This window comes from Pararhizobium sp. (genome assembly GCF_965279435.1).
In the GTDB taxonomy this organism is placed as follows: domain Bacteria; phylum Pseudomonadota; class Alphaproteobacteria; order Rhizobiales; family Rhizobiaceae; genus Pararhizobium.
In genome coordinates this window covers 3,667,181-3,692,504 of record NZ_CBDIHY010000003.1, presented here as the reverse complement: position 1 = coordinate 3,692,504, position 25,324 = coordinate 3,667,181, and the positions used below count along the sequence as shown (strand labels likewise).

25 protein-coding genes are annotated in these 25,324 nt (G+C 59.7%); 16 read left to right on the top strand and 9 right to left on the bottom strand.

All coding sequences use genetic code 11. From position 1 onward, the window contains the following. The first annotated feature begins 193 nt into the window (after window positions 1-193). The gene (locus tag ACQY8Q_RS23755; protein WP_428428889.1) at window positions 194-1,267 is read left to right on the top strand and encodes a D-alanine--D-alanine ligase family protein; all 1,074 of its coding nucleotides are present in this window, start codon (window positions 194-196) and stop codon (window positions 1,265-1,267) included. 51 nt (window positions 1,268-1,318) lie between these two features. Here the strand turns inward: ACQY8Q_RS23755 and ACQY8Q_RS23750 are convergent, their stop codons facing one another. Beyond that, window positions 1,319-2,242, bottom strand: a complete 924-nt coding sequence (locus ACQY8Q_RS23750; protein ID WP_428428887.1) for a pseudouridine-5'-phosphate glycosidase — start codon at window positions 2,240-2,242, stop codon at window positions 1,319-1,321. Window positions 2,243-2,274: 32 nt separating this feature from the next. Then, window positions 2,275-3,222, bottom strand: coding sequence for a carbohydrate kinase family protein (locus tag ACQY8Q_RS23745; protein WP_428428886.1), 948 nt, complete (start codon window positions 3,220-3,222; stop codon window positions 2,275-2,277). Window positions 3,223-3,458: 236 nt separating this feature from the next. On the opposite strand from ACQY8Q_RS23745, the gene recA reads away from it, so the two are divergent. The 3 genes from recA to ACQY8Q_RS23730 all read left to right on the top strand — a co-directional run bounded on the left by recA (window position 3,459) and on the right by ACQY8Q_RS23730 (window position 8,457). Next, a complete protein-coding gene (gene recA, locus ACQY8Q_RS23740; RefSeq protein WP_113244714.1) occupies window positions 3,459-4,550 on the top strand; it encodes a recombinase RecA in 1,092 nt (363 codons plus the stop codon). Window positions 4,551-4,776: 226 nt separating this feature from the next. Continuing rightward, window positions 4,777-7,440: an alanine--tRNA ligase gene (alaS, locus tag ACQY8Q_RS23735; protein WP_428428884.1), complete on the top strand. Its 2,664-nt coding sequence runs from the start codon at window positions 4,777-4,779 to the stop codon at window positions 7,438-7,440. Between the two features lie 165 nt (window positions 7,441-7,605). After that, window positions 7,606-8,457, top strand: a complete 852-nt coding sequence (locus ACQY8Q_RS23730; RefSeq protein ID WP_428428882.1) for an AraC family transcriptional regulator — start codon at window positions 7,606-7,608, stop codon at window positions 8,455-8,457. 79 nt (window positions 8,458-8,536) lie between these two features. Here ACQY8Q_RS23730 and ACQY8Q_RS23725 read toward each other — a convergent pair whose 3' ends face one another. From ACQY8Q_RS23725 to ACQY8Q_RS23705, 5 genes are all read right to left on the bottom strand, one after another. After that, complete coding sequence (locus tag ACQY8Q_RS23725; RefSeq protein WP_428428881.1) at window positions 8,537-9,298, bottom strand: HAD-IIB family hydrolase; 762 nt, start codon at window positions 9,296-9,298, stop codon at window positions 8,537-8,539. After that, window positions 9,280-10,623, bottom strand: coding sequence for a glycosyltransferase family 4 protein (locus ACQY8Q_RS23720; protein ID WP_428428880.1), 1,344 nt, complete (start codon window positions 10,621-10,623; stop codon window positions 9,280-9,282). The genes ACQY8Q_RS23725 and ACQY8Q_RS23720 overlap by 19 nt, the downstream gene beginning before the upstream one ends. A gap of 147 nt (window positions 10,624-10,770) precedes the next feature. Beyond that, window positions 10,771-11,985 carry an NADP-dependent isocitrate dehydrogenase gene (locus ACQY8Q_RS23715; RefSeq protein ID WP_428428878.1) on the bottom strand — a complete coding sequence of 405 codons (1,215 nt, stop codon included), beginning with the start codon at window positions 11,983-11,985 and terminating at the stop codon, window positions 10,771-10,773. A 124-nt stretch (window positions 11,986-12,109) separates the two neighbouring features. After that, complete coding sequence (locus ACQY8Q_RS23710) at window positions 12,110-12,502, bottom strand: ribbon-helix-helix domain-containing protein (RefSeq protein ID WP_428428877.1); 393 nt, start codon at window positions 12,500-12,502, stop codon at window positions 12,110-12,112. Window positions 12,503-12,565: 63 nt separating this feature from the next. Then, window positions 12,566-13,174: a DJ-1/PfpI family protein gene (locus tag ACQY8Q_RS23705; protein WP_428428876.1), complete on the bottom strand. Its 609-nt coding sequence runs from the start codon at window positions 13,172-13,174 to the stop codon at window positions 12,566-12,568. Window positions 13,175-13,379: 205 nt separating this feature from the next. On the opposite strand from ACQY8Q_RS23705, the gene ACQY8Q_RS23700 reads away from it, so the two are divergent. The 5 genes from ACQY8Q_RS23700 (at window position 13,380) to ACQY8Q_RS23680 (ending at window position 17,700) form a co-directional block, all read left to right on the top strand. Beyond that, the gene (locus tag ACQY8Q_RS23700; protein WP_428428874.1) at window positions 13,380-13,907 is read left to right on the top strand and encodes a hypothetical protein; all 528 of its coding nucleotides are present in this window, start codon (window positions 13,380-13,382) and stop codon (window positions 13,905-13,907) included. Window positions 13,908-13,996: 89 nt separating this feature from the next. After that, window positions 13,997-14,830: an RNA methyltransferase gene (locus tag ACQY8Q_RS23695; RefSeq protein WP_428428872.1), complete on the top strand. Its 834-nt coding sequence runs from the start codon at window positions 13,997-13,999 to the stop codon at window positions 14,828-14,830. Further along, window positions 14,817-15,623, top strand: a complete 807-nt coding sequence (gene murI / locus ACQY8Q_RS23690; protein ID WP_428428871.1) for a glutamate racemase — start codon at window positions 14,817-14,819, stop codon at window positions 15,621-15,623. Before ACQY8Q_RS23695 ends, murI begins: the two co-directional genes overlap by 14 nt. 82 nt (window positions 15,624-15,705) lie before the next feature. Beyond that, window positions 15,706-16,059, top strand: a complete 354-nt coding sequence (locus ACQY8Q_RS23685; RefSeq protein ID WP_428428870.1) for a GNAT family N-acetyltransferase — start codon at window positions 15,706-15,708, stop codon at window positions 16,057-16,059. Between the two features lie 126 nt (window positions 16,060-16,185). After that, window positions 16,186-17,700 carry a helicase HerA domain-containing protein gene (locus ACQY8Q_RS23680; protein ID WP_428428869.1) on the top strand — a complete coding sequence of 505 codons (1,515 nt, stop codon included), beginning with the start codon at window positions 16,186-16,188 and terminating at the stop codon, window positions 17,698-17,700. 24 nt (window positions 17,701-17,724) lie between these two features. Here ACQY8Q_RS23680 and ACQY8Q_RS23675 read toward each other — a convergent pair whose 3' ends face one another. Beyond that, window positions 17,725-18,060 (bottom strand): cupin domain-containing protein, encoded by a 336-nt coding sequence (locus ACQY8Q_RS23675; RefSeq protein WP_428428868.1) that lies wholly within the window; start codon window positions 18,058-18,060, stop codon window positions 17,725-17,727. A gap of 67 nt (window positions 18,061-18,127) precedes the next feature. On the opposite strand from ACQY8Q_RS23675, the gene ACQY8Q_RS23670 reads away from it, so the two are divergent. From ACQY8Q_RS23670 to ACQY8Q_RS23640, 7 genes are all read left to right on the top strand, one after another. Next, on the top strand, window positions 18,128-18,706 hold the full coding sequence (locus ACQY8Q_RS23670) for a MarR family winged helix-turn-helix transcriptional regulator (RefSeq protein WP_428428866.1): 579 nt from the start codon (window positions 18,128-18,130) through the stop codon (window positions 18,704-18,706). 227 nt (window positions 18,707-18,933) lie between these two features. Continuing rightward, window positions 18,934-19,551 (top strand): 30S ribosomal protein S4, encoded by a 618-nt coding sequence (gene rpsD / locus ACQY8Q_RS23665; protein WP_113244728.1) that lies wholly within the window; start codon window positions 18,934-18,936, stop codon window positions 19,549-19,551. Window positions 19,552-19,651: 100 nt separating this feature from the next. After that, the gene (locus ACQY8Q_RS23660; protein ID WP_428428864.1) at window positions 19,652-20,590 is read left to right on the top strand and encodes a glutaminase; all 939 of its coding nucleotides are present in this window, start codon (window positions 19,652-19,654) and stop codon (window positions 20,588-20,590) included. 134 nt (window positions 20,591-20,724) lie between these two features. Next, window positions 20,725-21,615, top strand: coding sequence for a tRNA 2-thiocytidine(32) synthetase TtcA (gene ttcA / locus ACQY8Q_RS23655; protein WP_428428862.1), 891 nt, complete (start codon window positions 20,725-20,727; stop codon window positions 21,613-21,615). Then, on the top strand, window positions 21,612-22,436 hold the full coding sequence (locus ACQY8Q_RS23650) for an inositol monophosphatase family protein (protein ID WP_428428860.1): 825 nt from the start codon (window positions 21,612-21,614) through the stop codon (window positions 22,434-22,436). Before ttcA ends, ACQY8Q_RS23650 begins: the two co-directional genes overlap by 4 nt. A gap of 242 nt (window positions 22,437-22,678) precedes the next feature. After that, window positions 22,679-23,269 (top strand): Crp/Fnr family transcriptional regulator, encoded by a 591-nt coding sequence (locus ACQY8Q_RS23645; protein WP_428428858.1) that lies wholly within the window; start codon window positions 22,679-22,681, stop codon window positions 23,267-23,269. A 98-nt stretch (window positions 23,270-23,367) separates the two neighbouring features. After that, window positions 23,368-23,943, top strand: a complete 576-nt coding sequence (locus tag ACQY8Q_RS23640; RefSeq protein WP_428428857.1) for a class I SAM-dependent methyltransferase — start codon at window positions 23,368-23,370, stop codon at window positions 23,941-23,943. Between the two features lie 92 nt (window positions 23,944-24,035). Here ACQY8Q_RS23640 and ACQY8Q_RS23635 read toward each other — a convergent pair whose 3' ends face one another. Continuing rightward, on the bottom strand, window positions 24,036-25,319 hold the full coding sequence (locus ACQY8Q_RS23635; protein ID WP_428428856.1) for a multidrug effflux MFS transporter: 1,284 nt from the start codon (window positions 25,317-25,319) through the stop codon (window positions 24,036-24,038). Window positions 25,320-25,324 lie beyond the last annotated feature (5 nt).

Sequence of the window (25,324 nt, the reverse complement as noted above, 5' to 3'; positions counted from 1 at the left end):
TGCGGCCACATACCGGCTGGGGCCGGTCGTGTTAACCGCTCGCCGGGATATTTTTAGCCAGATGTCAGCCGTCCTAAAAAGGCCGGTTTCGCGGTTGCATCTACGGGTGTCCTGCGCTGCGCTCCTCGTCTGAAGGGTTTTCGCCCTTTAGCTCAGGCGTAGTGCTCCATCTCCTGATTTTGCGAGCGCTCGAATGAATTCAAAGCTAAGGGTTGTAGTTCTCTTTGGTGGCCGTTCTGCCGAACATGATGTTTCTGTTCTGTCGGCGCGCAATGTGTTCAAGGCGCTTGATACTGAAAAATACGATGTCGTCCCCATTCTGATCGACCGTCAGGGGAAATGGCTTCTGCATCAGCTACGCGACAAAGCCTTGTCCGACCCTCTGCCAGCGGTGAATACACAAGTGTGCCTTTTGCCCGGCGGCCGTGGCCGCCTTTTTAGTGTTGCCGACGACGGAAGTATCCGTGAACTGCCGCCGGTCGATATCATCTTTCCGGTTCTGCATGGGCCGCATGGCGAGGATGGTTCGGTACAGGGACTTGCCGAAGTTGCGATGGTACCGTTTGCCGGTTGCGGGATTTTGGGGTCGGCCACCGCCATCGACAAGGATGTGGCCAAGCGTCTGCTGAACGAAGCGGGATTGCCGGTGGCGCGTTCACTGACGTTCCATCAGGGCGACGCACCCTCTTTCGATGACGTTGTCGCGGCGCTAGGTCCGACGGTTTTCGTCAAGCCCGCCCGGCAGGGGTCGTCTGTTGGTGTCAGCAAGGCTCAAACGGCAGACGGCTTTCGTGCTGCACTTGCGGAAGGCTTCCGCCACGATCAGAAAATCCTCGTCGAAGAGTTCATTCAAGGGCGCGAGGTCGAATTCAGCATTCTCGAACAGACCGACGGCACGTTGATCGCCTCGCTTCCAGGAGAAATCATTCCTGCCGGCAGCCACGGTTTCTACAGTTATGATGCCAAATATATCGACCCGGACGGCGCAATTATTAGCGTTCCAGCTCAGTTGCCGGATGAAATCGCGCAAAAGTTGAGATCAATGGCGCAAGGTGCCTTCCGCGCGCTCGGATGCGACGGCATGGCCCGCATCGATTTTTTCGTGCGACCCGACATGAGTGCTGTCGTCAACGAGGTCAATACGATCCCCGGTTTTACCGATATCAGCATGTATGCCAAGGCTTTGGCCGCAAGCGGAATTGCCTATGCCGAAATCATCGACAGGCTGATCGAGCATGGCCTTGCTCGGGCAGGGCGGCAGGGCTGACGAAACGGGGGCTGGAAACCAGCCCCCCGATTTTTCCGATGTTGTGTTAACTCAGACCAGTGCGACGGCAATCTCTGCCGCGAGCCGGGCATTGTTTTCGACCAGCGCGATATTTGTCTCGAGGCTGCGGCCGTCGGTCAGGCCGAAAATGCTGTCGAGCAGGTAGGGCGTGACTTTCTTGCCGGAAATCTCGTCGCGCGCTGCATTGTCCAGCGCCCGGGTGATGTAGATTTCCATTTCGTCGCGCGGGATTTCGTTTGCTTCTGGTACCGGATTGGCAATCAGCATGCCGCCATCGATGCCGAGCAGGTCGCGCATCTTCTGGAAATTGGCAATTGCTGCCGGGCTGTTCAGCATCAATGGGCTCTTCAGGCCGCTATCGCGCGACCAGAAGGCCGGGAAGATTTCGCTATCATAGGTGATGACCGGAACGCCGCGCGTTTCCAGAACTTCCAGCGTCTTTGGAATGTCGAGAATGGCTTTTGCGCCGGCGGAGACGACGATGACGCCGGTGCGGGCCAGTTCGTCGAGGTCGGCGGAGATGTCAAAGCTCTCCTCCGCCTTGCGATGCACGCCGCCGATGCCGCCTGTGGCAAAGACGCGGATGCCGGCGCGGGCAGCGGCAATCATCGTTGCGGCAACTGTGGTGGCGCCGGTGCGGCGCTCGGCGATCGCAAAGGCGAGATCGGCGCGCGACAGCTTCATCGCGCCTTCCGTCTGCGCCAGCTTTTCCAGCTGGGCGTCTTCCAGGCCGATATGCAGGATGCCGTCGATGACGGCGATGGTTGCGGGGACGGCACCTTCCTCACGGATGATCGCCTCGACGCTGCGGGCCATGTTGAGATTGCCGGGGAAGGGCATGCCATGGGTGATGATGGTCGATTCCAGCGCGACGATCGCTGCGCCGCGGGCCTTGGCGGCCGCGACTTCGCTGGAATATTCCATCGGCAGAAGGGGGGAGAAGGGCTTGGTCATCGCGGATCCTTATTTGGCTTTTTAAGGCGCGTTCATGACAGGAATTCGGCTGGCGGCACAAGTCGAATTGCGTCTTCCAGCATTGCCCGCGACATTTTTTCCGATACGGCGAGCGGCGAACGGACGGTGATGCCGGCGGCGGCCACGCCGGAGCGAAGGCAAATATCGAGCGGTTCGCCTGCGACAAATGCCGACAGGAACCCGGCTGCGAGCGAATCGCCAGCGCCCGTGACATCGGCAAGCGCGTCCAATTGTGGCGGTGCGACCGTAACGGTTCGCCCCTTCTGAAACGCAATCGCCGATTTGCCGCCACGGGTGATGACGCCACCTGACAAGCCGGCCGCCTGAAGCAGAACAGGCCATTCCGCCGCTTCCGCGCTATCGCGAGCGGTCAGTGCGCGCGCTTCCGCCTCGTTCAGAAACAGAAAATCGAGCCCGGGCAGGCTTTTCACCAGCCGCGTCACTTTCGCCGGGGAAATGGCGATGGCGGCGATTGGCTTTGATTCGGCGTTTGCACGCGCAACCAGACCGGTCAGCGTCTCTTCGGGCAGGTTGGCATCGGTGACGATCAGGTCGCTCGCCGAGATGATCTCGCGCATGGCCTTTTGCTGCAAGCGCCTTGGAGAAAACAGCCGGTAAAGCTCCATGTCGGCCAGCGCAATCACCAGATTACCGTCGTTTTCAAGAATGGCTGTGTAGCTTGGCGTCTTGCGATCAAGGAAGATGAAGGGGCAATCGATAACGCCGGCTTCAGCCGCTGCCCTGGCGACCATCTCGCCGGAGGCATCGCCGCCACGCGGGCTGATCATGCAAACGTCAAGCCCAAGCCGCGCCAGATTGCGGGCCGCGTTGAAGCCGCCACCGCCAGCCTCCTCAAACCAGCTGCCGGGATTGCTGGAACCAGGCACAGTGGTGCCGAAGATGCGGGCCCTGCGGTCGATATGCGCGCCGCCAAAGATGGAAACTTGTCTGCCTGTCATGCGTTTTCCTGTGTGCCGATCCCTGGCGATTCGTTGCGCTATCGTGCCGATTTGCGTTTTGTTTCAGTCATTTCCGGAAGATATGAAATACGTAGAACAAGAAAAGAACACGCACCGATTTATGTTGCTAATTCAAGTTCATGGATAGCTCTTGCAGAATGAGAACAAAAAGTGTACATAGCTTTCATCGGCGACTTCATTGCCTCAGCAGCTTCCATAACCTAAAGGTGGATCACATGGCACAAAACTCTTTGCGGCTTGTAGAGGACAAATCGGTGGATAAAAGCAAGGCACTTGAAGCGGCACTCTCCCAGATCGAACGTTCGTTCGGCAAGGGATCGATCATGAAGCTCGGTGGAAAAGATAGCATTGTCGAAATAGAAACCGTTTCGACGGGGTCGCTGAGCCTGGATATTGCGCTCGGCATCGGCGGGCTGCCCAAGGGGCGCGTCATCGAAATCTATGGACCGGAAAGCTCGGGCAAGACGACGCTGGCGCTGCAGACTATTGCCGAAGCCCAGAAGAAGGGTGGCATCTGCGCCTTTGTCGATGCCGAACATGCGCTGGATCCGGTCTACGCCCGCAAGCTCGGTGTCGATCTCGAAAACCTGTTGATCTCGCAGCCGGATACTGGTGAGCAGGCCCTGGAAATCACCGACACGCTGGTCCGTTCCGGCGCCATCGACGTTCTCGTCATCGATTCGGTCGCAGCGCTTGTGCCGCGTGCTGAAATCGAAGGTGAAATGGGCGATAGCCTTCCAGGTCTTCAGGCCCGCCTGATGAGCCAGGCTCTGCGCAAGCTGACCGCGTCGATCTCCAAGTCGAACTGCATGGTTATCTTCATCAACCAGATCCGCATGAAGATCGGCGTCATGTTCGGCTCGCCCGAAACGACAACAGGCGGTAACGCTCTGAAATTCTATGCCTCCGTACGCCTCGATATCCGCCGCATCGGCGCCGTCAAGGAGCGTGAAGAAGTCGTCGGCAACCAGACGCGCGTCAAGGTCGTCAAGAACAAGATGGCGCCGCCCTTCAAGCAGGTCGAATTCGACATCATGTATGGCGAAGGCGTGTCGAAGACCGGCGAATTGGTCGATCTCGGCGTCAAGGCCGGTATCGTCGAAAAATCCGGTGCCTGGTTCTCCTATAACAGCCAGCGCCTCGGCCAGGGCCGCGAGAATGCCAAGTCGTTCCTGCGCGACAATCCCGATACCGCCAAGGAAATCGAACTGTCGCTGCGCCAGAACGCCGGCCTGATTGCCGAAAAGTTCCTTGAAAACGGCGGCCCGGAAGCCGGAGACGAGGATGACGATGCCGCTCTGGCATAAGATCACCTGATTTTCGACCTGATGTTTGCCGGCCGCTTCTTTCGGGAGCGGCCGGTTTTCTTTTGCCGTCTGGACAGGGATTGGCCCGGACGATAAAAGCCTGTGTTCCAATGGGGCGGGAGAGGATCGGCGGATGTCCGGTGATCCGCGATTTTCAAAAGTTTTCCGGTTCGCGGTTCGGCCAGGCAGGTCGCGGACGGTCCGATGCAAGAGGTAAGGGCGCAATATGAGCGGCGTGAATGAAATCCGGTCGACGTTCCTCGACTATTACAAGAAGAACGGCCATGAGGTCGTCGCGTCGAGCCCGCTGGTTCCGCGCAACGACCCGACCTTGATGTTCACCAATGCCGGCATGGTGCAGTTCAAGAACGTGTTTACCGGCCTTGAGCAGCGCCCGTATTCGACGGCAGCGACGGCGCAGAAATGCGTGCGCGCCGGCGGCAAGCACAATGACCTCGACAATGTCGGTTATACCGCACGCCACCACACTTTCTTTGAGATGCTCGGCAATTTCTCCTTCGGCGATTATTTCAAGGAGCGGGCGATCGAGCTTGCCTGGAACCTGATCACCAAGGATTTCGGCATTGATGCCAAGCGGCTGCTGGTTACCGTCTACCACACGGATGATGAGGCCTTTGGCCTGTGGAAGAAGATTGCCGGCCTGACCGACGACCGGATCATCCGCATCCCAACCAGCGACAATTTCTGGGCGATGGGCGATACCGGCCCCTGTGGCCCGTGCTCAGAAATCTTCTACGATCACGGCGATCATATCTGGGGCGGCCCTCCGGGCTCCAAGGACGAAGATGGCGACCGCTTCATCGAAATCTGGAATCTCGTCTTCATGCAGTACGAGCAGGTGACGAAGGAAGAGCGCGTCGACCTGCCGCGTCCGTCGATCGATACAGGCATGGGCCTCGAGCGCGTTGCAGCATTGTTGCAGGGCAAGCACGACAATTACGATATTGACCTGTTCCGCGCGCTGATTGCAGCCTCTGAAGAGGCCACCGGCGTTAAGGCGGAGGGCGACAATCGCGCCAGCCACCGCGTTATCGCCGACCATCTGCGCGCGTCCGCGTTCCTGATCGCCGATGGTGTGCTGCCGTCGAAGGAAGGCCGTGGCTACGTTTTGCGCCGGATCATGCGCCGCGCCATGCGTCATGCGGAGTTGCTGGGCGCCCGTGACCCGTTGATGTGGCGGCTGTTGCCGGCCCTGATCGGCCAGATGGGCCGCGCCTATCCGGAGCTTGTCCGGGCGGAATCACTGATTTCGGAAACGTTGAAGCTGGAAGAAACCCGGTTCCGCAAGACTCTGGAACGTGGTCTTGGTCTGTTGTCGGACGCGACGAGCGATCTTGCTGAGGGCGATCAGCTGAACGGCGACACCGCCTTCAAGCTTTACGACACGTTCGGTTTTCCGCTTGATTTGACGCAGGATGCACTTCGCGCGCGCGGTATCGGCGTCGATACCGAAGCGTTCACCGCTGCCATGCAGCGCCAGAAGGCGGAGGCCCGCGCCTCCTGGTCCGGTTCCGGCGACAAGGCGACGGAAACCATCTGGTACGAGCTGAAGGAAAAGCTCGGCGCTACTGAATTCCTCGGTTACGACACTGAAACGGCCGAAGGTGTGGTTCAGGCGATCGTGCGTGATGGCAAGGCGATCGAAACCGCCTCGAAGGGCGAGACGGTGCAGCTGGTGCTCAACCAGACACCGTTTTACGGAGAATCCGGTGGTCAGATGGGCGATACCGGCGTCATCGCGACTGATCATGCCAAGCTGACGGTGACGGACGTGCAGAAACGCGGCGAGGGCCTGTTTGTGCACTTCTGTGTTGTCGGTGAAGGTACGGTCAAGGTCGGTGATGCGGCGGCGCTCACCGTCGATCATGCCCGCCGTTCGCGCCTGCGTGCCAACCATTCGGCCACGCACCTGCTGCACGAGGCCCTGCGCGAAGTGCTCGGCACCCATGTTGCCCAGAAGGGCTCGCTGGTCGCGCCTGAGCGTCTGCGTTTCGATGTCTCGCATCCGAAGCCGATGACGGCCGAAGAGCTGAAGATCGTCGAGGACATGGCCAACGAGATCATCGTGCAGAACAGCCCGGTGACGACGCGGCTGATGAGCGTCGATGACGCGATTGCCGAAGGTGCAATGGCGCTGTTCGGCGAAAAATACGGCGATGAAGTGCGTGTCGTGTCGATGGGGCAGGGCATCCATGGCGCCAAGGCCAACCGGCCCTATTCTGTCGAGCTCTGCGGCGGCACCCATGTCGGCGCAACCGGCGAGATCGGCCTTGTGCGCATCGTCGGCGAAAGCGCCGTCGGTTCTGGCGTTCGCCGGCTGGAGGCACTGACCGGGGTGTCGGCGCTTGCCTATCTCAACGAGCAGGACGAGCGGGTCAAGACGCTGGCCACGACCTTGAAGGTTCAGCCGGCCGACGTTCTGACCCGCGTCGAAGCCTTGATGGACGAGCGCCGCAAGCTGGAGCGCGAATTGAACGAGGCCAAGAAGAAGCTGGCGCTCGGCGGCGGCGATGCCGGTGGTTCAGCTGATCAGGTCCAGGATATCGGCGGCGTGAAATTCCTCGGCAAGGTGGTTACCGGCGTCGAGCCGAAGGATCTGAAGAGCCTTGCCGATGATGGCAAGACGAGCCTCGGCTCCGGCGTCGTCACCTTCGTCGGCGTTTCCGAAGACGGCAAGGCGAGCGCCGTTGTTGCGGTGACTGACGATCTGACATCGCGGTTCAGCGCCGTCGATCTGGTTCGTATCGCCTCTGCAGCGCTCGGCGGCAAGGGCGGCGGCGGTCGTGCCGACATGGCGCAGGCTGGCGGCCCCGACGGTAGCAAGGCTGCGGAAGCAATCGAGGCGGTCGCTGCGGCACTGGCCGGATAATCCGGCTTCTGTTTCATTGCGGTGTTTGAGAAACCGGGCCGAAAGGTCCGGTTTTTCTTTGGCCAATCGCATTTTTCCGTGTTGAAATCGGCGCCATCAACTCCGCAGGATTTGTCAAATCCGGATGTGGTTCTGTCTGGTTGTTCGGCTTGTATGAGGATCGGCATGAAGGAAGACAGCATCTGGGCGGTTTACGAGCAGCGTCTGCGGCGCGTATCAGCCTATATTCACGATCACCTGGATGAGGAGCTCGATCTTGATCGGCTCGCAGACATCGCCTGCCTGTCGCCGCATCACTGGCACCGGATTTACCGGGCTGTGCACGGCGAAACGCTGGCGGCGACCGTCAAGCGGTTGAGGTTACACCGGGCGGCGGGTGATCTGGTGGGAACCAACCTTTCTGTCGAGGAAATCGCAAGACGGAGCGGCTATCCCAATCTCCAATCCTTCACCAGGATTTTCAAGTCGGTGTTCGGCATGCCGCCGGCCCGATATCGGAGAGAGGGTAGCCATACGATCTTTCAATCGGCAAACGGCAAAGGATTTGGCGACATGTACCCTATAACGACGAAAACGATTTCCCCGCGCGAGCTGGTCGGGGTCAGCCATACCGGTTCCTATATGGGCATAGGCCGGGCTTTCGAAACGCTTGGCGGTACGCTGCAGGCGCGCAAGCTCTATCGGCAGGGCATGACAATGATCGGCCTCTATCTCGACGATCCCGATCTGGTGGCGGAAGACAAGCTGCGCGCATTTGCCTGCGTGACCGAAGGTGAGCATGTACCGGCGGATGAGCCACTGGTGCGCCAGCATCTGGATGGCGGCGAATATGCGGTGCTGCGGCACAAGGGACCTTACGCCGACATGCACAAGGCTTATCAATGGCTCTACGGTACATGGCTGCCGCAATCGGGCCGGGAGGTCCGCGATACCGTGATGTTCGAGGAATATATCAACAATCCGCGCGATGCTGCGCCGACGGAGCTTTTGACGGATATTTATTTGCCGTTGAAATAGTCGGCGGGGAGTACCCGGCATGGCAAAAGCTATGCCGGGTACTCTATTTTTGTAAGCTGGCTAAATAAACTTTAGTCGATTATTTGGCCAAGACGCCCCAGTGGGCTAATCCCTCCAGCACACCATCCGCAATATGAGCCTCAGCGCAATAGATATCCTGCCGGTCTTCGGCAATGGCCTTTAATTCCGCCAGTGCATTTCCGACAATGATACCGCGCACGCCCGGCAGGTCGAACATGCTGCGGTCATTGTTGGTATCGCCGGCCACCACGACATCGTCATGCGAGAGGCCGAGCTGGCGGCATAGCCAGGTGAGGGCTGCGCCCTTGTCGACACCATCCGGCAGGAGGTCGAGGTCACGGTTGCTGGAATAGACAAGCCGGGCGGCAATGCCCGCACTTGCCAGTCTTTCCTCGATGCCGGTCAAGATTGCCGCATCGGCGTCGCGCAGATACCAGCTGGATTTTTGTGCGTCCTGATAGACGTCCGGTTGGATGGTGATGTCAGGCAGATCGGACAACACGGTCTCAATCCGTTCGCGGTCGAAACCAGCACCAATGGAGCGGGAATAGAGCATGGCGTGAGAGGGCTCTTTTTCATGGTCGAGCATCGTGCCGACCCCGCCGATATAGACATCCGGCTTCGGCAGTGCGGTCGTCGCGATAAAAGCCTTCTGGTCATCGATCAGCCGGCCGCTATTGAGCACCAGCAACGGCCGCTCGTCCGGGGCGAGACTTTGCCAGGCCTGGCAAAACCGCGCCTCTGCATCCCTGTTTCCTGCCAGCGTCCCGTCAATATCGCTGCAGAACAGCCGGACGCGCCTCAATCTCCGTCCGTCCATGGTTCTGCCCATTCGTTATCATCGATCGCCTGTGGCATCGGCCGTCCCTCGACAACGCCGATCAACTGCTGCGCAATCCCGGTCCAAGTGAACAGGCTGCGGGCTTTGTGGGCGCCCATACGCGACAGCCGCCCGTAGAGCCGTTCGTGCTTCAGCGGTTTCATCATGGTGATTCCGAGGTCGTATTTGTCGAACGGATCGGCAAATAGCGCGTGGCGGCCATAGCTGACGGCGCGGAACAAACCGCCGTGAATGGTGATGATGGTGGGGGTGCCGCTTGCCATGGCCTCGATTGCCGTCATACCGAAAGGCTCGTAACGGCTCGACAGCACGAAGATATCGGCAGCGCGGTAAAAATCGGGAAGATCTTCGTCGGCAACGAAGCCGGAAAAGACGACTTTGTCGTCCAGGCCCAGCGAGGCGACGCGTTCCTTCAGTTCCGCAAGAATGCCCGCTTCCTGCGGGTCCATGTTCTCGCCGCCGACGGCCAGATGCAGCCGCGCCTCCGGCTCGCGCTCGGCGAGAACGGAAAAGCCGTCGATCAGAAGGTCATAGCCCTTGTTGGTGGCAAGACGGCCCATCGCCATAACCACTTTGCCTTCAAAGCCGAAGCGCTGTCGGGCCATTTCGCGCGTTGCCTTGGAGACCGGGAAGAAGCGGTTGTCATCATAGCCGGGCGGGATCATGTGGACCCGGTCGCGCGGCAGATTGTAGTCGTTGACGAGCATTTCCACCTGGATGGGCGTCGTGGCAATCACCATGCTGCAGGAGCGGTAGATGATCAGTTCATGCTTGATGCGTTCGGAAAAATTGAACTCCTTGTCGAACTCGGCTGCCTTGTCGGGATAATCCGTCTCCATCTGACGCTTTTTCCAAAGGCCGAGCGAATGCGGCGTATGGATATGGGTGACGGCAAGGGCTTCGGAGAGGCGCTGTCCGGCAATGCCTGCATCCCAATAGTGGCTGTTGATCAGCGTATAGGTAAAATTGTTCTTGCGAATGAAGCGAACCGCATTTTCGCACCACTCCATCAGGTGCCGGTGGAGATATTCCTTCGGAATGAAGTCGTTACCGCCGCAGGGGATACGGATGACGCGGACGCGGTCATCGACTTCGTCGAATTCCGGCTGGTCCTCGAACCGGCGCGTGTAGATATCGACCTGATGGCCGAGCAGCGCCAGCTTGCGGGCGAGTTCGATGACGTAGACGACTTGGCCGCCCGTATCGGCAGCGCCAAGCGGTGGTTCCGCAGCAACATATCCATGCGTTGAAACCAGTGCGATGCGGGGAAGATGCGGGTGGGTCTTGTCAGTGGAAACAGTCATTGAGGGAGGTTCACGATCTTTTTGGGAGGTGAAGCATGCAGTGCAGCATGCAAGGGTCTCACATCGCGAACGGGCGGGGCCTCATAAAGTTCCAATAAAAAACCCGGCACCATGGCCGGGTTTCTCTGTTGATTGCGATGCGGTGGCTTAGGCAGCCATTGCCTTGCGCAGGTTCTCGTCGATCTTGTCGAGGAAGCCGGTGGTGGATAGCCATGGCTGGTCGGGGCCGATCAGCAGCGCCAAATCCTTGGTCATGAAGCCGCTTTCGACCGTGTCGACGCAGACTTTTTCCAGCGTGTCGGAGAACTTTGCCAGCTCAGCGTTGTTGTCGAGCTTGGCGCGGTGAGCAAGACCACGCGTCCAGGCGAAAATAGAGGCGATCGAGTTGGTCGAGGTTTCCTCGCCTTTCTGGTGCTGGCGGTAGTGACGGGTGACCGTGCCGTGAGCGGCTTCGGCTTCGACCGTCTGGCCATCCGGCGTCATCAGGACCGAGGTCATCAGGCCGAGCGAGCCAAAGCCTTGCGCCACGATGTCGGACTGGACGTCGCCGTCATAGTTCTTGCAGGCCCAGACATAACCGCCGGACCACTTGAGCGCCGAAGCGACCATGTCGTCGATCAGGCGGTGTTCGTACCAGATCTTGGCTTCCTTGAACTTGTCGGCGAATTCGGCTTCGAAGACAGCCTGGAAGATATCCTTGAAGCGGCCGTCATAGACCTTGAGGATGGTGTTCTTGGTCGACAGGTAGACTGGAACGCCGCGCTGCAGGCCGTAGTTCAGCGACGCGCGGGCGAAATCGGTGATCGATTCGTCGAGGTTGTACATGCCCATGGCAACGCCGGCTGCCGGTGCGTCGTAAACTTCATGTTCGATTTCCGTGCCGTCGTCACCGACGAACTTCATCGTCAGCTTGCCCTTGCCGGGGAACTTGAAATCGGTGGCGCGGTACTGGTCGCCAAAAGCGTGACGGCCGACGATGATCGGCTTGGTCCAGCCGGGAACGAGCCGCGGGACGTTCTTGCAGATGATCGGTTCGCGGAAGATGACGCCGCCCAGAATGTTGCGGATCGTGCCGTTCGGCGACTTCCACATCTTCTTCAGGCCGAATTCCTCGACGCGCTGCTCGTCAGGCGTAATGGTCGCGCACTTGACGCCGACGCCGTGCTTTTTGATGGCGTTGGCGCTGTCGATCGTTACCTGATCGTTGGTCGCATCGCGGTTTTCCATGCCAAGGTCGTAATATTCCAGATCGATATCCAGATAGGGATGGATCAGCTTTTCCTTGATGAACTGCCAGATGATGCGGGTCATTTCATCGCCGTCGAGCTCGACGACCGGATTGGCGACCTTGATCTTTGTCATGTTGCAAACCTCTGCATGGGGTTGGATGGAAACGGGTTTGCGCCCCTATAGCATCCAGTTCACCACAGGCAAAGGCATACACACGCAATTCCGCGTGCGTTTCCCGCCGATTGCAAACCTGCGTTCAATGGCCCCGGACGGCGCGCGGGAAATCCGTAGCGCGGGGCTTTGCATAGCGTCTGTCCTCGCGAACAAGGATGCTTTCCGCATCGAGCGAGGCGATCGGCGTATGGCGGTCTGTTGGCACGAGCCCTTCGACTTGCAGCGCCAGATAGCGGCCGCAGCAGACGCGCAGGAAGGATGTAAAGTTTTCCGGCGGATGGCCTTCGCCGAGCGATTCGACATAGAGCCGGCCGATCAGGCGGCCGACCGACATGCCGTCGCGGTCGCCGATATCGTCCAGAATGGACCAGAAGAAGCTTTCAAGCCGTATGCTTGTCGCCACACCGTCGATCCGCACCGAGCGGGTGACACTTTGCCAGAGCGCCGGGTCGGCGCCGATGAATAGTCTGCACATCCGTTCCTCCCAGAACTCCAGCCTGAAGTGTTCACCCTTCGATGCGGTTTGGCAAGGCCGCTGTCAGGCGGCGGACCGCGTTAAGGGCGTGCTGTGGCGGATTTCCGTGCCGAGAACCGTCAGGAACTGGCCAATCCAGGCGGGGTGGGCGGGCCAAGCGGGGGCGGAGACGAGATTGCCGTCGGTGACGGCCTGATCCATCGGGATTTCGGCATAGTGGCCGCCTGCAAGCTCGACGTCGAAACGGCAGGCCGGGTAGGCGGAGCATGTCCGGCCCTTCAGCACGCCGGCCGCCGACAGCAATTGCGCGCCATGGCAGATTGCCGCCACCGGTTTGCCGGCGTCAAAGAAGTGACGGACCATGGCGATGACGTTGGCATCGAGCCGCAGATATTCCGGCGCTCGGCCGCCTGGGATAACCAGCGCATCGTAGCTCTCGACTTTTGTGTCGGCGAAGGTCGCGTTCAGGGTAAAGTTGTGACCACGTTTTTCCGAATAGGTCTGGTCGCCCTCGAAATCATGGATGGCCGTGGCAATCTGCTGGCCGGCAGCCTTGCCGGGGCAGATGGCGTGAACGGTATGGCCGACCGCGAGCAGCGCCTGGAATGGCACCATCGTCTCATAGTCCTCGGTAAAGTCGCCGCAGATCATCAGAATTTTCTTGCCGCCCATTATATCCTCCATCGGGTTTGCGTCGATAGTCAGGATGCCACGGGCGTTCCCTTGCCGGGTATTAGCCGGATACTACATTGCAGGTGGGTGAGGGGTAGGGCGCGCAGCATGAATCTGGCCTCGCCTGACGTCACGAAAATGGATATGACCAAGCGAAATATCTGGCACCGGCCGACCCGCCGCGCTTTGAAATCGGAGATGATCGATGAAACGGTTGATGCTTGTTGTTCTTGCCTGCACGGCCTTTTCCACGGCGCAGGCGGCCGACCCGGCGGCTCCCGTCAACGAGATCATGCAAGAAGCGGTCAAGGGCTGGGCGGAAGAGGCGCAATCCGGCGAAGACTATTTCTCCGAGGCCCGGCTTGGCCGTATCTATAGCCAGGACTTTGCCAAGACCTACCGTGAGGCGGCAAAATTCCCGGCCTATGACGAAGGCGATTCGCCCTTCGACTATGATGTAATCGTCAGCGGGCAGGACAGCTGCTCGATCAAGGATCTCGCCGTCATTGCTGGTCCGAAAACGGACGGCAAGAGCGACGTGAAGGTCACTTTCGACAATAGCCATTGTTTTGGCGAGCGCGCCAGCGACTGGAAACCGAGCGAATTGCATTTCATGGTGATCGAAGAGGGAGGCAAGCCCGTCATCGATGATATAGTCCGTACCGGCGAAACAGGCTCGCTGAAAGGCGAACTGCAGGGGATCGCCAGCCAGGGCGTCACCAATCCGCAATAGGCCGTCGCGGGTTGCGGCTTTCAAAATCCGCACATCTGTGCAAGGAAGCGCTGAAATCCAGGCGCTGAAACAGAGACGAAAGTACCGGAATGGCAGGAACGAACAGCGAGCGCGTGCTTCTCACCGAAGGACCAGCGATCATTCTGGTGCATCCGCAGCTTGGCGAGAACATCGGCATGGTGGCGCGCGCCATGGCCAATTTCGGTCTTTCCGAGTTGCGGCTGGTCAGCCCGCGTGATGGCTGGCCAAGCGAAAAGGCCCGCTCTGCCGCAAGCCGGGCCGATCATGTCATCGATGCGGCAAAGGTCTATGAGACGGTACCCGAAGCGATCGCCGACCTGAATTTTGTCTATGCGACCACCGCACGCGACCGTTATGGCTACAAGCCGGTACGCTCGCCGCTGGTCGCGGCTGAAACGCTGCGAAACCGCTTCAATCTCGGCGAGGCGACCGGCATCCTGTTTGGCCGCGAGCGCACCGGGCTCACCAACGAAGAGGTCGCGCTCGCCGACGAAATCGTCACCTTCCCGGTCAATCCTGCCTTTGCCTCGCTCAATCTGGCGCAGGCGGTTCTTTTGATGTCTTATGAATGGCTCAAGACATCCATGGAATCGCGGGAGGAAACGTCGTTTCATGCCCTGCCGCAGAACCCGGCGACCAAGGATCAGCTGCAGGGGATGTTCGATCATGTCGAGGAGGCGCTCGAGGCGCGCGGCTATTTCCGGCCGGTCGCTAAAAAGCCGAAATTGGTCGACAATTTGCGCGCAGTCCTGACCCGCCCCGGCTTTACCGAATCCGAAATCCGTCTGGTGCGCGGCGTCATCTCGTCGCTCGATCGTTTCACCCGCGAGGCGCCGCGCGGTACCGGAGCGCCGGAAAATTCGCGCGCGAAAAAGGTTGACGACGCCGGTGACGACACCTGAGCTAAAACCCATCCTGGTTTTCGACAGCGGCATCGGTGGGCTGACCGTACTGCGCGAAGCGCGCGTGCTGATGCCGGAGCGGCATTTCATCTATATTGCCGATGACGCCGGTTTTCCCTATGGCGGCTGGGAAGAGGAAGCGCTGAAGCAGCGCGTCATCTCGCTGTTTGCCAGATTGCTCACCGAGCACGATCCCGAAATCTGCGTCATCGCCTGCAACACCGCCTTCACGCTGGTCGGCGCCGATCTGCGGGCGGCTTTCCCGAATATGCGCTTCGTTGGTACAGTGCCAGCGATCAAGCCTGCGGCGGAGCGAACGCGCTCCGGCCTCGTCTCGGTGCTGGCCACTCCAGGCACCGTCAAGCGCGCCTATACCCGCGATCTCATCCAGTCTTTCGCTACGCAATGCCATGTCCGCCTCGTCGGCTCGGAAAACCTGGCACGCATGGCGGAAGCCTATATTCGCGGTGAGCCGATCGAGGACGCGGCGGTTCTATCCGAAATCGAGCAGTGTTTTGTCGAGAGGGATGGCAGGAAGACCGACATCGTCGTGCTGGCCTGCACGCATTATCCGTTTATGGCCAATGTTTTTCGCCGCCTCGCCCCCTGGCCGGTGGACTGGCTTGATCCGGCCGAGGCAATTGCCCGGCGGGCACGCAGCCTTGTGCCACTCCCGGATGGTTTCGAGCCGCTGAACGGCGTCGATCCGGCGATCTTCACGTCGGGGCGCCCGGATTTTACCACGCGCCGTTTGCTGCAGGGATTTGGGCTGACGGTGTCGCAGGCCATCTGACGTGATGCAGATCGTGCCGATAACGCCTGACTTTGATGGATTCGATGCTTTGCGGGAGGCAAGCGTTGCCGACGGGCAGCGTATGCTCGCTCGTTTGCTGGAAAACTGGGTCTCCGGCTTGAACCGGTTTGATCGTCCGGGCGAAATCCTTGTCGGGGCGATTGTTCGTGGCGAGCTTACCGGCGTCTGCGGCCGCAATGTCGATCCGTTCTCCAATAATGTGTCAGCCGGCAGGGTACGGCATCTGTATGTCGCACCGGCTCATCGAGGCGAGGGGATCGGCAGCCAGCTGGTTCGCTTCATCGTCAGGGACGCAGCCGATTTCTTCCGGTTTTTGAACACAAGGGCGCCGCCGCAGGCGTTCGAATTTTATCAGCGCCTTGGGTTTTCGCCGATTCTGGAAAACAGCACAGTCACGCACAGGCTTTATTTCTGAAGATACTGCTGTCTTAGCTGTGGGTTTTGCTGCGATTGGCGCGCAGCACAGGCGGTTTGGTGCTAGGGGTCAACGCTTGCGGGTTCGTGGCGGCGCATCCGGCATGGCATTTTGAACGAGGTGGATATGAAAGTCGGCATCGACATGGGGACGGCGTCCGATGGCGCATCCGTTCCGCTCGATATCGAGGAGCTTCTGGCGACGCGTCTTCTGGTGCAGGGCAATTCCGGCTCGGGTAAATCGCACCTTCTGCGCCGTTTGCTGGAACAGTCCGCCCCCTGGGTGCAGCAGTGCATCATCGATCCGGAAGGCGATTTCGTCACTCTGGCCGACAAGTTTGGTCATGTGGTCATCGAAGGCGAGCGCACGGAAGCCGAACTGATCGGCATTGCCAGCCGTATCCGCCAGCATCGCGTCTCCTGCGTGCTTTCGCTTGAGGGGCTGGATATCGAGCAGCAGATGCGCAGCGCCGGCATCTTTCTCAACGCCATGTTCGATGCCGATCGTGATTATTGGTATCCGGTGTTGGTCGTTGTCGACGAAGCGCAGATGTTTGCGCCGTCGGTTGCCGGCGACGTCTCGGAAGAGGCGCGAAAAATCTCGCTTGGCGCCATGACCAACCTGATGTGCCGTGGCCGTAAACGTGGGTTGGCCGGCGTCATCGCCACGCAGCGACTGGCAAAGCTTGCCAAGAACGTTGCCGCCGAAGCCTCCAACTTCCTGATGGGCCGTACCTTTCTCGATATCGACATGGCCCGCGCGGCCGATCTGCTCGGCATGGATCGCCGCACCGCCGAAATGTTCCGCGACCTGAAGCGCGGCTCGTTCGTGGCGCTCGGTCCGGCTTTGTCGCGGCGTCCGCTGCCGGTGACCATCGGCCATGTCGAGACCTCGGCCCGCTCCACCAGCCCCAAGCTGACGCCGCTGCCGGAAGCAGTCGCCGATGTCGAGGATCTGATCTTCACGCCGGACCCGGAAGAGCTGATCCGGCCGTTCGTGCGCCGCCCCAGTGCCCAGCCGCGCCCGGCCACCGATATCCTCGCCGAGCTATCCCGGCCGCGCCCGGAGCCGATCGGTCTTGCCGAGCCGAAGGCGCCGGTGCCGGAAATGCCGGTTCAGGAGCGCGAGGCGTTGCTCGACGGCCTGCTTGCAGAGATCCTCGAACATCCGGATGCAGCGTTCCGCGCCGATGCCGAACTGTTTCAGGATTTTCTCGTGCGCTGCCGTATCCGGCGTGTGCCCGGTGCACCGCTGTCGCTGAGCGCTTTTCGCCGCAAGATGGCGGTTGGCCGGTCCGGCGTCGATGCCGATACGGCCGCGACCGAAATCTGGGCGTCCGCGCTTAACCTGTCACGCAATGTCACGGACGATCTGCAGGGCGTGTTCCTGCTGGTGGCGCAATCTGCCGTTCGTAATCTGCCATGCCCGTCGGATGCGATGATCGCGCGCGCCTATGGTACGCATTCCGCCCGCCGCGCCCGCCGTCTGCTCGGCTATTTCGAGGAGCAGGGCCTGATCGTCGTTCACAGCGACCTTTCCGGCAAACGTATCGTGGCGTTTCCGGACTTGCAGGTGGAGACGGCGCCCGGTGCTGCCGATGCCGTCTACGATGACACCGGAAACCGCAGCGCCGCAGAATAGACGCCGACAACAAGCGCAGGATTGTCAGACCCAGGTCTGGATGACGCGTTCGGATGCGTGGATGCAGGTGAGCTCGAGCCTGTCCGGCCCTGCATTGACGAAACGGTGCGGTGTTTCGGCGTTGACCACAATGATATCGCCCACTTTGGCGTCGAGCGTTTCAAGCCCGACGGTGAACTGCGCGTGACCGGACCGGACGATCCAGGTTTCGCTGTAGGGATGCGTGTGCAGCGCCGGTCCCTGGCCAGGGTCGTTGTCGATCAGGAAAATTGAAATCGGCGTGTCGTACTTTGCTCCCTCAAACAGGACGGTCCTGTTTGACCGCTGGTCCTGTTCGGCGCGGGGAATGACATAGAACATGCTGGCATCCGTTTGCGGACTGGTGAATGAGAACAAAGGACTATATATATCTTGACGAGAAGATATTATGCGAAATTGTCTTCCTGTCAAGATAGTCTCGATTTCTGAAAGGCACACCGTGGCGGAAGACACTGAAAACCCCGATCACGTGGACCGGCTGCGCGGGCAGTGGCAAAGGGAATTGCCAGACCTCGATACCGAGCCAATGGCCATTCTGGGTCGCGCCTACCGGCTCGCCAATCTGGTGCGTCCGTCGATCGAGGCGACCTTTGCGTCGTTCGGTCTCGATCGTGGCGAGTTCGATGTCATTTCCACTCTGCGACGCTCGGGGCCTCCATATCGGCTGACGCCGACGGAGCTTTACACGTCGCTGATGATCTCGTCGGGCGGGCTGACGCATCGGCTGGACAGGCTGAAGAAATCGGGGCTGATATTGCGCCAGCGTTCGCAGGACGACGGACGTAGTATGGCCGTCGGACTGACGGAGGAGGGTATACGGCTTGCCGAGGCGGCGTTTCGCGTCGACATGGCCAGTGAAGTAACCTTCATGTCCGAGTTGAGCGTCGAGGAGCGAACGGACTTGGCGGCGTTATTGCGTAAGTTGCTGGTCTCGGTGGAGCGGCGGACTGAAGGCGATACGCGTTAAATCTCAAGCGCAAAAACGCAAATTCGTTTGACAATAAGGGGTGAAGTGACTAAAGCCGCCACAACGCCGGGCCGAAATGTCCGGTGTTTTATTTGACATGTCCCGTGGATTCTCCGTTAGCGTAATGTGAGAAACCTGTCAGAGCTTTCAAAAGAAGTTCAGAGGAGGGCGTGTTTCCTTGATCCGGTTTGGCAACAGACCGGTGTAACCTGTTGAAGGGAAATACGATGAGCAAGCGCGAATCGTCCAAGTACAAAATTGATCGCCGTATGGGCGAGAACATCTGGGGCCGTCCGAAGTCCCCGGTGAACCGCCGCGAATATGGTCCCGGCCAGCACGGCCAGCGCCGCAAGTCCAAGCTTTCCGACTTCGGTGTGCAGCTGCGCGCCAAGCAGAAGCTCAAGGGCTACTACGGCGACATCCGCGAAAAGCAGTTCCGTGCGATCTTCGCCGAAGCTGACCGCCGCAAGGGTGACACGTCTGAAAACCTGATCGGCCTGCTCGAATCACGTCTCGACGCGATCGTGTACCGCGCCAAGTTCGTACCGACGGTCTTTGCTGCCCGTCAGTTCGTCAACCATGGTCACGTCAAGGTCAACGGCGTTCGCGTCAACATCGGTTCGTACCGCTGCAAGGCTGGCGACGTGATCGAAGTTCGCGAAAAGTCCAAGCAGCTCGTTTCGGTTCTCGAAGCCGTTTCGCTCGCTGAACGCGACGTTCCGGATTACGTCGAAGTCGATCACAACAAGATGGTTGCGACTTTCGCTCGCATTCCTGCCCTGGCCGACGTTCCTTACCCGGTCATCATGGAACCAAACCTCGTCGTCGAATTCTATTCGCGATAATTTCTTCGGGCCTCGGCCTTGTGAAATTCGGAAAAGCCACTCAGAGATGGGTGGCTTTTTTTTGCCCAATCTCGACCCAGTCTGATGCGGAGAATGACTGATGCCCGGCCCGTTGGACCTGCAGTCGATTGTCGATGATATCCACCGCGAACTTGCGCCACGGCTCGGCGAGGGCAAGGTGGCCGACTATATTCCGCAGCTCGCCCGCGTCGATCCGAAGAGCTTCGGCATGGCGATCGTCACCGTCGATGGTGACGTGCATATGGCCGGCGATGCGCAGGTGCCATTCTCGATCCAGAGTATTTCCAAGGTTTTCACGCTGACGCTGGCGCTTGGCAAGCACGGTGAAAACATCTGGAAGCGCGTCGGCCGCGAGCCGTCCGGTTCCGCTTTCAATTCCATCGTCCAGCTCGAGCACGAACACGGTGTCCCGCGCAATCCCTTCATCAATGCCGGTGCGATCGCCATTACCGATCTTGTCCTTGCCGGCCATACGCCTAGGGAGGCAATCGGTGAGATCGTTCGTTTCGTTCGCTATCTTTCCGATGAAGAGGACATTCTGATCGATCAGGATGTCGCCAAATCGGAAGCGGCGACAGGCTACCGCAATTTCGCGCTGGCCAATTTCATGCGCTCCTTCGGCAAGCTTGATCATCCCGTCGAGCATGTGCTTGGTGTCTATTTCCATCAATGCGCGCTGGCGATGAGCTGCGTCCAGCTGGCCAAGGCCGGGCTGTTCCTAGCTGCATCCGGTACCAATCCGCTGACAAAACATTCCGTTGTCTCAAAACAGCGGGCGCGGCGTATCAATGCGCTGATGCTGACCTGCGGCCATTATGATGGCTCTGGGGATTTCGCCTATCGTGTCGGTCTGCCGGGCAAGAGCGGCGTCGGTGGCGGTATCCTCTGCGTCGCGCCGGGCAAGGCTTCAGTCGCGGTCTGGTCGCCCGGGCTCAATCATAACGGTAATTCGCTGCTCGGTTCGCTGGCGCTGGAAATGTTGGCCAGCCGTACCGGATGGTCCGTGTTCGGCGCCTGAGCGGGCGTAACCGAAGTTTCATGGCAAAATCCGCGCATTTTCCTTGATCTTGCTGCTTTAGACGGGCAAGTGCAGGGCATCGTTTTCGCGCGCCGTTTTTTTCGCCTGCGCGCCCTTTCATCCGGGACTTTGTCATGGATATTGCCTTTCAGCCGCGCGCTATCGGCCTCGAAAATCTTCCGTCCAGCCCGGATGATGCCGGTAATGAGGCGACGCATCCGATCTTTGCGAAAATGCCTGCCTCGGTTTCCTTCAACAAGCTGCGCAAGCGGTTGCTGCGGCAGGTGCGCCAGGCGATCGAGGATTTCGGCATGCTGAAGGGCCAGAAGCGCTGGCTAATCGGCGTTTCCGGCGGCAAGGACAGTTACAGCCTACTGGCGCTATTGATGGATCTGCAATGGCGCGGCCTGCTACCGGTGGAACTGGTCGCCTGCAATCTCGATCAGGGGCAGCCGAATTTTCCCAAGCATGTGCTGCCGGAATATCTGACATCGATCGGCGTCAAGCACCGGATCGAATATCGCGATACCTATTCTATCGTGAAGGAGAAGGTCCCGGCCGGTGGCACCTATTGCGCACTTTGTTCGCGTTTGCGCCGTGGCAATCTCTACCGGATCGCCCGCGAGGAGGGCTGCGACGCGCTGGTGCTCGGCCATCACCGCGAGGATATTCTCGAAACCTTCTTCATGAATTTCTTCCATGGCGGCAGGCTTGCGACGATGCCGGCCAAGCTCCTCAACGACGAAGGTGATCTGATGGTCATGCGGCCGCTTGCCTATGCCGCCGAAGACGATCTCGCCAAATTTGCGGCTGCGATGGAGTTCCCTATCATCCCTTGCGACCTCTGCGGCACGCAGGATGGGCTTGAGCGCAATGCAATGAAGGCGATGCTGTCGGACATCGAACGCCGCATGCCTGGCCGCAAGGACACGATGCTGCGGGCACTCGGCCACGTCAATCCGTCACATCTGCTCGACCCAAAGCTGTTCGATTTCCAATCTCTCTTCGCGGAGCCCAAAGCATGACATCTGCCATCGATATCGCGGCCATCGCCAACATCCTGCAGGAAGCCGCCTTCAAGGAAATCCTGCCAAAATTCCGCAATCTCGGCGCGGGCGACGTGCGGATGAAGTCGGAAGCGATCGATCTGGTGACCGAGGCGGACGAAGCTGCCGAACGGCTGATCAAGGCACGGATGGTGGAACTGGCACCGGACGCGTTGTTCATCGGCGAAGAATCGGTTGCCGCCAACCCGGCACTGCTGGATAGCCTGGCGGGGGCCGACCTCGCCATCGTCGTCGACCCGATCGATGGAACATTCAACTATGCGGCGGGTTTGCCGCTGTTTGGTGTCATGGCCGCCGTCGTTTCCAACGGCGAGACGGTCGCCGGTCTTATCTATGATCCGATGGGCAATGACTGGGTGATTGCCGAAAAGGGCTCGGGCGCCTGGCTGTGCAAGGCTGATGGCTCGCAGGAGCAGCTTTCGACGGTTCCGTCCGTGCCGCTGGAAAGTCTGGTCGGCTGCGCTTCGACCGGTTTCTACGCCCCGGATAACCGCCGCATCGTCATGGGCAATATGGCCAAGGTCCGCATCGCCACCAGCTATCGCTGCGCGGCGCATGAGTATCGCGGCTTTGCCGGTGGTCACTTCCACTTCCTGATGTATCAGAAGCTGATGCCGTGGGATCACCTTGCCGGTACGCTGATTGCGCAGGAAGCCGGCGCCTACGCCGCACGGTTCGATGGCTCGCCATACCTGCCGCGTCATGTCGATGGCGGCCTGCTTCTGGCTTCCGACAAGGATTGCTGGGAGATGCTGCGCCGCGAGGTGTTTACGGTCTAGGCTGCCGATGGAGCTGCGCGAAACATCCGTGGCGCTCGGAAAGCAAGGTGTTCCTGCTCATAGCTTGCGGATGATCGCGGCGGCGACGGGCGGTGCAATGAACTGCAGCAACCGCAAGAGCTTTGCCGTCCAACTCCCGAACTTGCCCCAGTGACGACATACCGTGCCATGCTATCTATTCCCGTTGCTTGAAATGTCGAACATGCAGCGGGGGGAAAGGAATGACATTAACCGGGGTTAACATGCCAGGCAGGGCGGCGATTTCGCTGTTCGAGCGTATTGCCGGTCAGCCGCTGGCGCAGGCGGAGCGATTGACCGATGCGATCCAGCTTTGCCTGGTGAAGCCCGGCGAGACTATCTTCGCCCAGGACGATTTGCACCCGTATCTCTATGTGGTCGAGAGCGGCCTCTTGAAATTCACCTATCTGCGATCGGACGGTGAAGAGTGGATCAAGTCATTCATTGTCGAAGGGCAGTTCTTCGCCAGCCTCTCTGCACTCGCGCCTGCCGGCCGGGCGAGTTTTTCGGCGGTCGCGATCGAGGCCTGCTGCCTGGAGAGAATTCCGTTCGTAGCGCTCAGAGACCTCGCAGATGCGGATCTTGGATGGTCGCGGATGATCCGGAATGCTTTAATGATCTATGGCGAACGCAAGGAGCGCCGCGAGCGCCAGTTCCTGACGCTGGACCGTGAAGAGCACTATCGCTCGCTGGTCCGCGAGGAGCCGAATGTGGTTACGCGTGTGCCGCAGAAGGATCTTGCGAGTTATCTCGGCATCACCCCGGTGGGTCTCAGCCGCATCGCCACGCGCGTCCGGACTGAGATCGGCCGCTAGAGCCGTTCATCTTTGAATGGCTCTCGGCTTAACCCGGGTTAATGCGCCGGGATCGTTCATGGGCGATACCGGTTTTATTCAAAACGGGAGCCCTGACCTTGACCACTCGCAATACTGCATCGGACACGCTGCTGTTCTTTCGATCTTGGCTGACAAGACCGCTGGAGGTCGCGTCGATTGCGCCGTCGGGCAAAAGGCTGGCTGCTGCAATGACTGCCGAGGTGGGGCCGTCTCCCGGCGACGTCCTTGAGCTTGGACCGGGCACGGGCATCTTCACGCGGCGGCTTCTGCAGGATGGTGTTGATGAGGAAAGGCTGATTCTGGTGGAGCGCAATCCCACCTTCGCCATGCTGCTACGCCAGCGGTTTCCGAAGGCAACCTTGATTGAAGGGGATGCGCAGCATTTGCGCTTGCCGTCGGCAGGCACGATTGGCGCCGCGATCAGCGGCCTTCCATTATTGTCCATGCCGAAACCGATTGTGCATGACATTCTTGATGCCGTCTTCCGGCATCTGGCCGATGATGCCTGCCTTTTCCAGTTTACCTACGGGCCGCGCTGCCCTGTCCCGGCGCCGATACTTGCAGCGCTCGGCCTTGAAGCATCCTTCCGGCGCTGGGTGCCGTTCAATCTGCCACCCGCTAGCGTTTATCGCATCCAGCGCCGGATGGTTTGAGGCCGCAAACACGGTCCTGTCGCTGCCGTAAGAGCAAAAAAGCTCCGCCGGTTTCCCGGCGAAGCTTCTTGTTTGTGCCTATGCTTGCGCAGTTACATATGGCCGCCAGCGCCTTCCAGCGTGGCGTGATCATCGCCCGGATGGGTGAAGAGCTTGCCTTTCTCTGCCCAGAGAACGGCAACAATGGTCACTGCACCAAAGGCGGTAAAGCCGGCGAACAGCGGCTGGACCGTGCCGTTGAACAACTGGCCGACACCGCCGCCAATCAGCGCGCCGCCGGTGGTCGAAACGAAGCCGGTGATGGCCGTAGCTGTGCCTGCCAGGTGTCCCATCGGTTCCAGGCTGATCGCGGTGAAATTGGTGGCGATCACGGCGAACATCATCAAAAGAACGGAAAACAGCAGGTACGCGACGAGGAAATCGGGGCGGCCACCGAGCGAGAGCAACAGCCCCACGCCCGACAGCAGCGTGAACAGGATCATCGCTACATGCGAAATGCGTCGCATGCCGAAGCTGCGGACGAAATAGCCGTTGGCAAAATTGGCAACCGCGATGCCACCGGCCGTGCCGGCAAAGGCGATCGGCAGCCAGTCTCCGAGGCCGTAGACCTCGCCGAAGATTTGTTGAACGGTGACGATATAGGCGCAGATCACGGCGGTGAACAGCGTCAGGCCGATCATGTAGCCGCAGGTGACGCGGTTGGTCAGAACCGTGCGGAAGCCGGAGGCGACGGAGGCAACCGATAGCGGCAGGCGCTCGCTTACCGGTAGTGATTCCTTCAGGCGCATGCCGGCCCAGATGAACAGAATGGCGCCGATGCAGCCGAGCAGGATGAAGATCCAGTGCCAGTTGGCGTAGTAGATGACGGCCTGACCGAGCGATGGGGCGACGATCGGCACGATCATGAAGACGATCATCACATAGGACATCACCCGTGCCATTTCACGGCCACCGAAGCAGTCGCGCACGATTGCCATCGTGGTGATACGTACGGCCGCAGCACCAATGCCCTGAACGAAACGCAACAGAAGCAGCATTTCAAAGCTCTGGGTCAATGCTGCGCCGAACATCGTCAGCGAGAAGAAGACGAGACCTGCGAGCAGGATGTTGCGGCGTCCGAACGTGTCGGAGAGACTGCCGAAGACGATCTGCGAGCAACCGAACCCGAGGAAGAAGATGCCGATGACCAGCTGTGTGTCATTGGTATTGGCAACGTTCAACGACTGGCCGATGGCGGGCAGGGCCGGCAGCATGATGTCGATTGCGACCGCGACGCTTGCGGTCATCAAGGCAATGGTGATGACGAATTCGAAGAAGCCGAGGCCTATTCGGGCAGAGCCGATATTTTCGACGTGTTCAGTGGTGGTGGCGGACATGAAGA

Excerpts from the sequence above, each read along its gene's own strand:
- recA (WP_113244714.1), top strand. The coding sequence starts at position 3,459 with ATGGCACAAAACTCTTTGCGGCTTGTAGAGGACAAATCGGTGGATAAA.
- ACQY8Q_RS23635 (WP_428428856.1), bottom strand. The coding sequence starts at position 25,319 with ATGTCCGCCACCACCACTGAACACGTCGAAAATATCGGCTCTGCCCGA.
- ttcA (WP_428428862.1), top strand. The coding sequence starts at position 20,725 with ATGGATATTGCCTTTCAGCCGCGCGCTATCGGCCTCGAAAATCTTCCG.
- ACQY8Q_RS23650 (WP_428428860.1), top strand. The coding sequence starts at position 21,612 with ATGACATCTGCCATCGATATCGCGGCCATCGCCAACATCCTGCAGGAA.
- ACQY8Q_RS23645 (WP_428428858.1), top strand. The coding sequence starts at position 22,679 with ATGCCAGGCAGGGCGGCGATTTCGCTGTTCGAGCGTATTGCCGGTCAG.
- ACQY8Q_RS23700 (WP_428428874.1), top strand. The coding sequence starts at position 13,380 with ATGAAACGGTTGATGCTTGTTGTTCTTGCCTGCACGGCCTTTTCCACG.
- ACQY8Q_RS23705 (WP_428428876.1), bottom strand. The coding sequence starts at position 13,174 with ATGGGCGGCAAGAAAATTCTGATGATCTGCGGCGACTTTACCGAGGAC.
- ACQY8Q_RS23720 (WP_428428880.1), bottom strand. The coding sequence starts at position 10,623 with ATGACTGTTTCCACTGACAAGACCCACCCGCATCTTCCCCGCATCGCA.
- ACQY8Q_RS23710 (WP_428428877.1), bottom strand. The coding sequence starts at position 12,502 with ATGTGCAGACTATTCATCGGCGCCGACCCGGCGCTCTGGCAAAGTGTC.
- ACQY8Q_RS23730 (WP_428428882.1), top strand. The coding sequence starts at position 7,606 with ATGAAGGAAGACAGCATCTGGGCGGTTTACGAGCAGCGTCTGCGGCGC.
- ACQY8Q_RS23725 (WP_428428881.1), bottom strand. The coding sequence starts at position 9,298 with ATGGACGGACGGAGATTGAGGCGCGTCCGGCTGTTCTGCAGCGATATT.
- ACQY8Q_RS23670 (WP_428428866.1), top strand. The coding sequence starts at position 18,128 with ATGCGAAATTGTCTTCCTGTCAAGATAGTCTCGATTTCTGAAAGGCAC.
- ACQY8Q_RS23750 (WP_428428887.1), bottom strand. The coding sequence starts at position 2,242 with ATGACCAAGCCCTTCTCCCCCCTTCTGCCGATGGAATATTCCAGCGAA.
- alaS (WP_428428884.1), top strand. The coding sequence starts at position 4,777 with ATGAGCGGCGTGAATGAAATCCGGTCGACGTTCCTCGACTATTACAAG.
- ACQY8Q_RS23685 (WP_428428870.1), top strand. The coding sequence starts at position 15,706 with ATGCTCGCTCGTTTGCTGGAAAACTGGGTCTCCGGCTTGAACCGGTTT.
- ACQY8Q_RS23680 (WP_428428869.1), top strand. The coding sequence starts at position 16,186 with ATGAAAGTCGGCATCGACATGGGGACGGCGTCCGATGGCGCATCCGTT.
- ACQY8Q_RS23745 (WP_428428886.1), bottom strand. The coding sequence starts at position 3,222 with ATGACAGGCAGACAAGTTTCCATCTTTGGCGGCGCGCATATCGACCGC.
- ACQY8Q_RS23755 (WP_428428889.1), top strand. The coding sequence starts at position 194 with ATGAATTCAAAGCTAAGGGTTGTAGTTCTCTTTGGTGGCCGTTCTGCC.
- ACQY8Q_RS23660 (WP_428428864.1), top strand. The coding sequence starts at position 19,652 with ATGCCCGGCCCGTTGGACCTGCAGTCGATTGTCGATGATATCCACCGC.
- rpsD (WP_113244728.1), top strand. The coding sequence starts at position 18,934 with ATGAGCAAGCGCGAATCGTCCAAGTACAAAATTGATCGCCGTATGGGC.
- ACQY8Q_RS23695 (WP_428428872.1), top strand. The coding sequence starts at position 13,997 with ATGGCAGGAACGAACAGCGAGCGCGTGCTTCTCACCGAAGGACCAGCG.
- ACQY8Q_RS23675 (WP_428428868.1), bottom strand. The coding sequence starts at position 18,060 with ATGTTCTATGTCATTCCCCGCGCCGAACAGGACCAGCGGTCAAACAGG.
- ACQY8Q_RS23715 (WP_428428878.1), bottom strand. The coding sequence starts at position 11,985 with ATGACAAAGATCAAGGTCGCCAATCCGGTCGTCGAGCTCGACGGCGAT.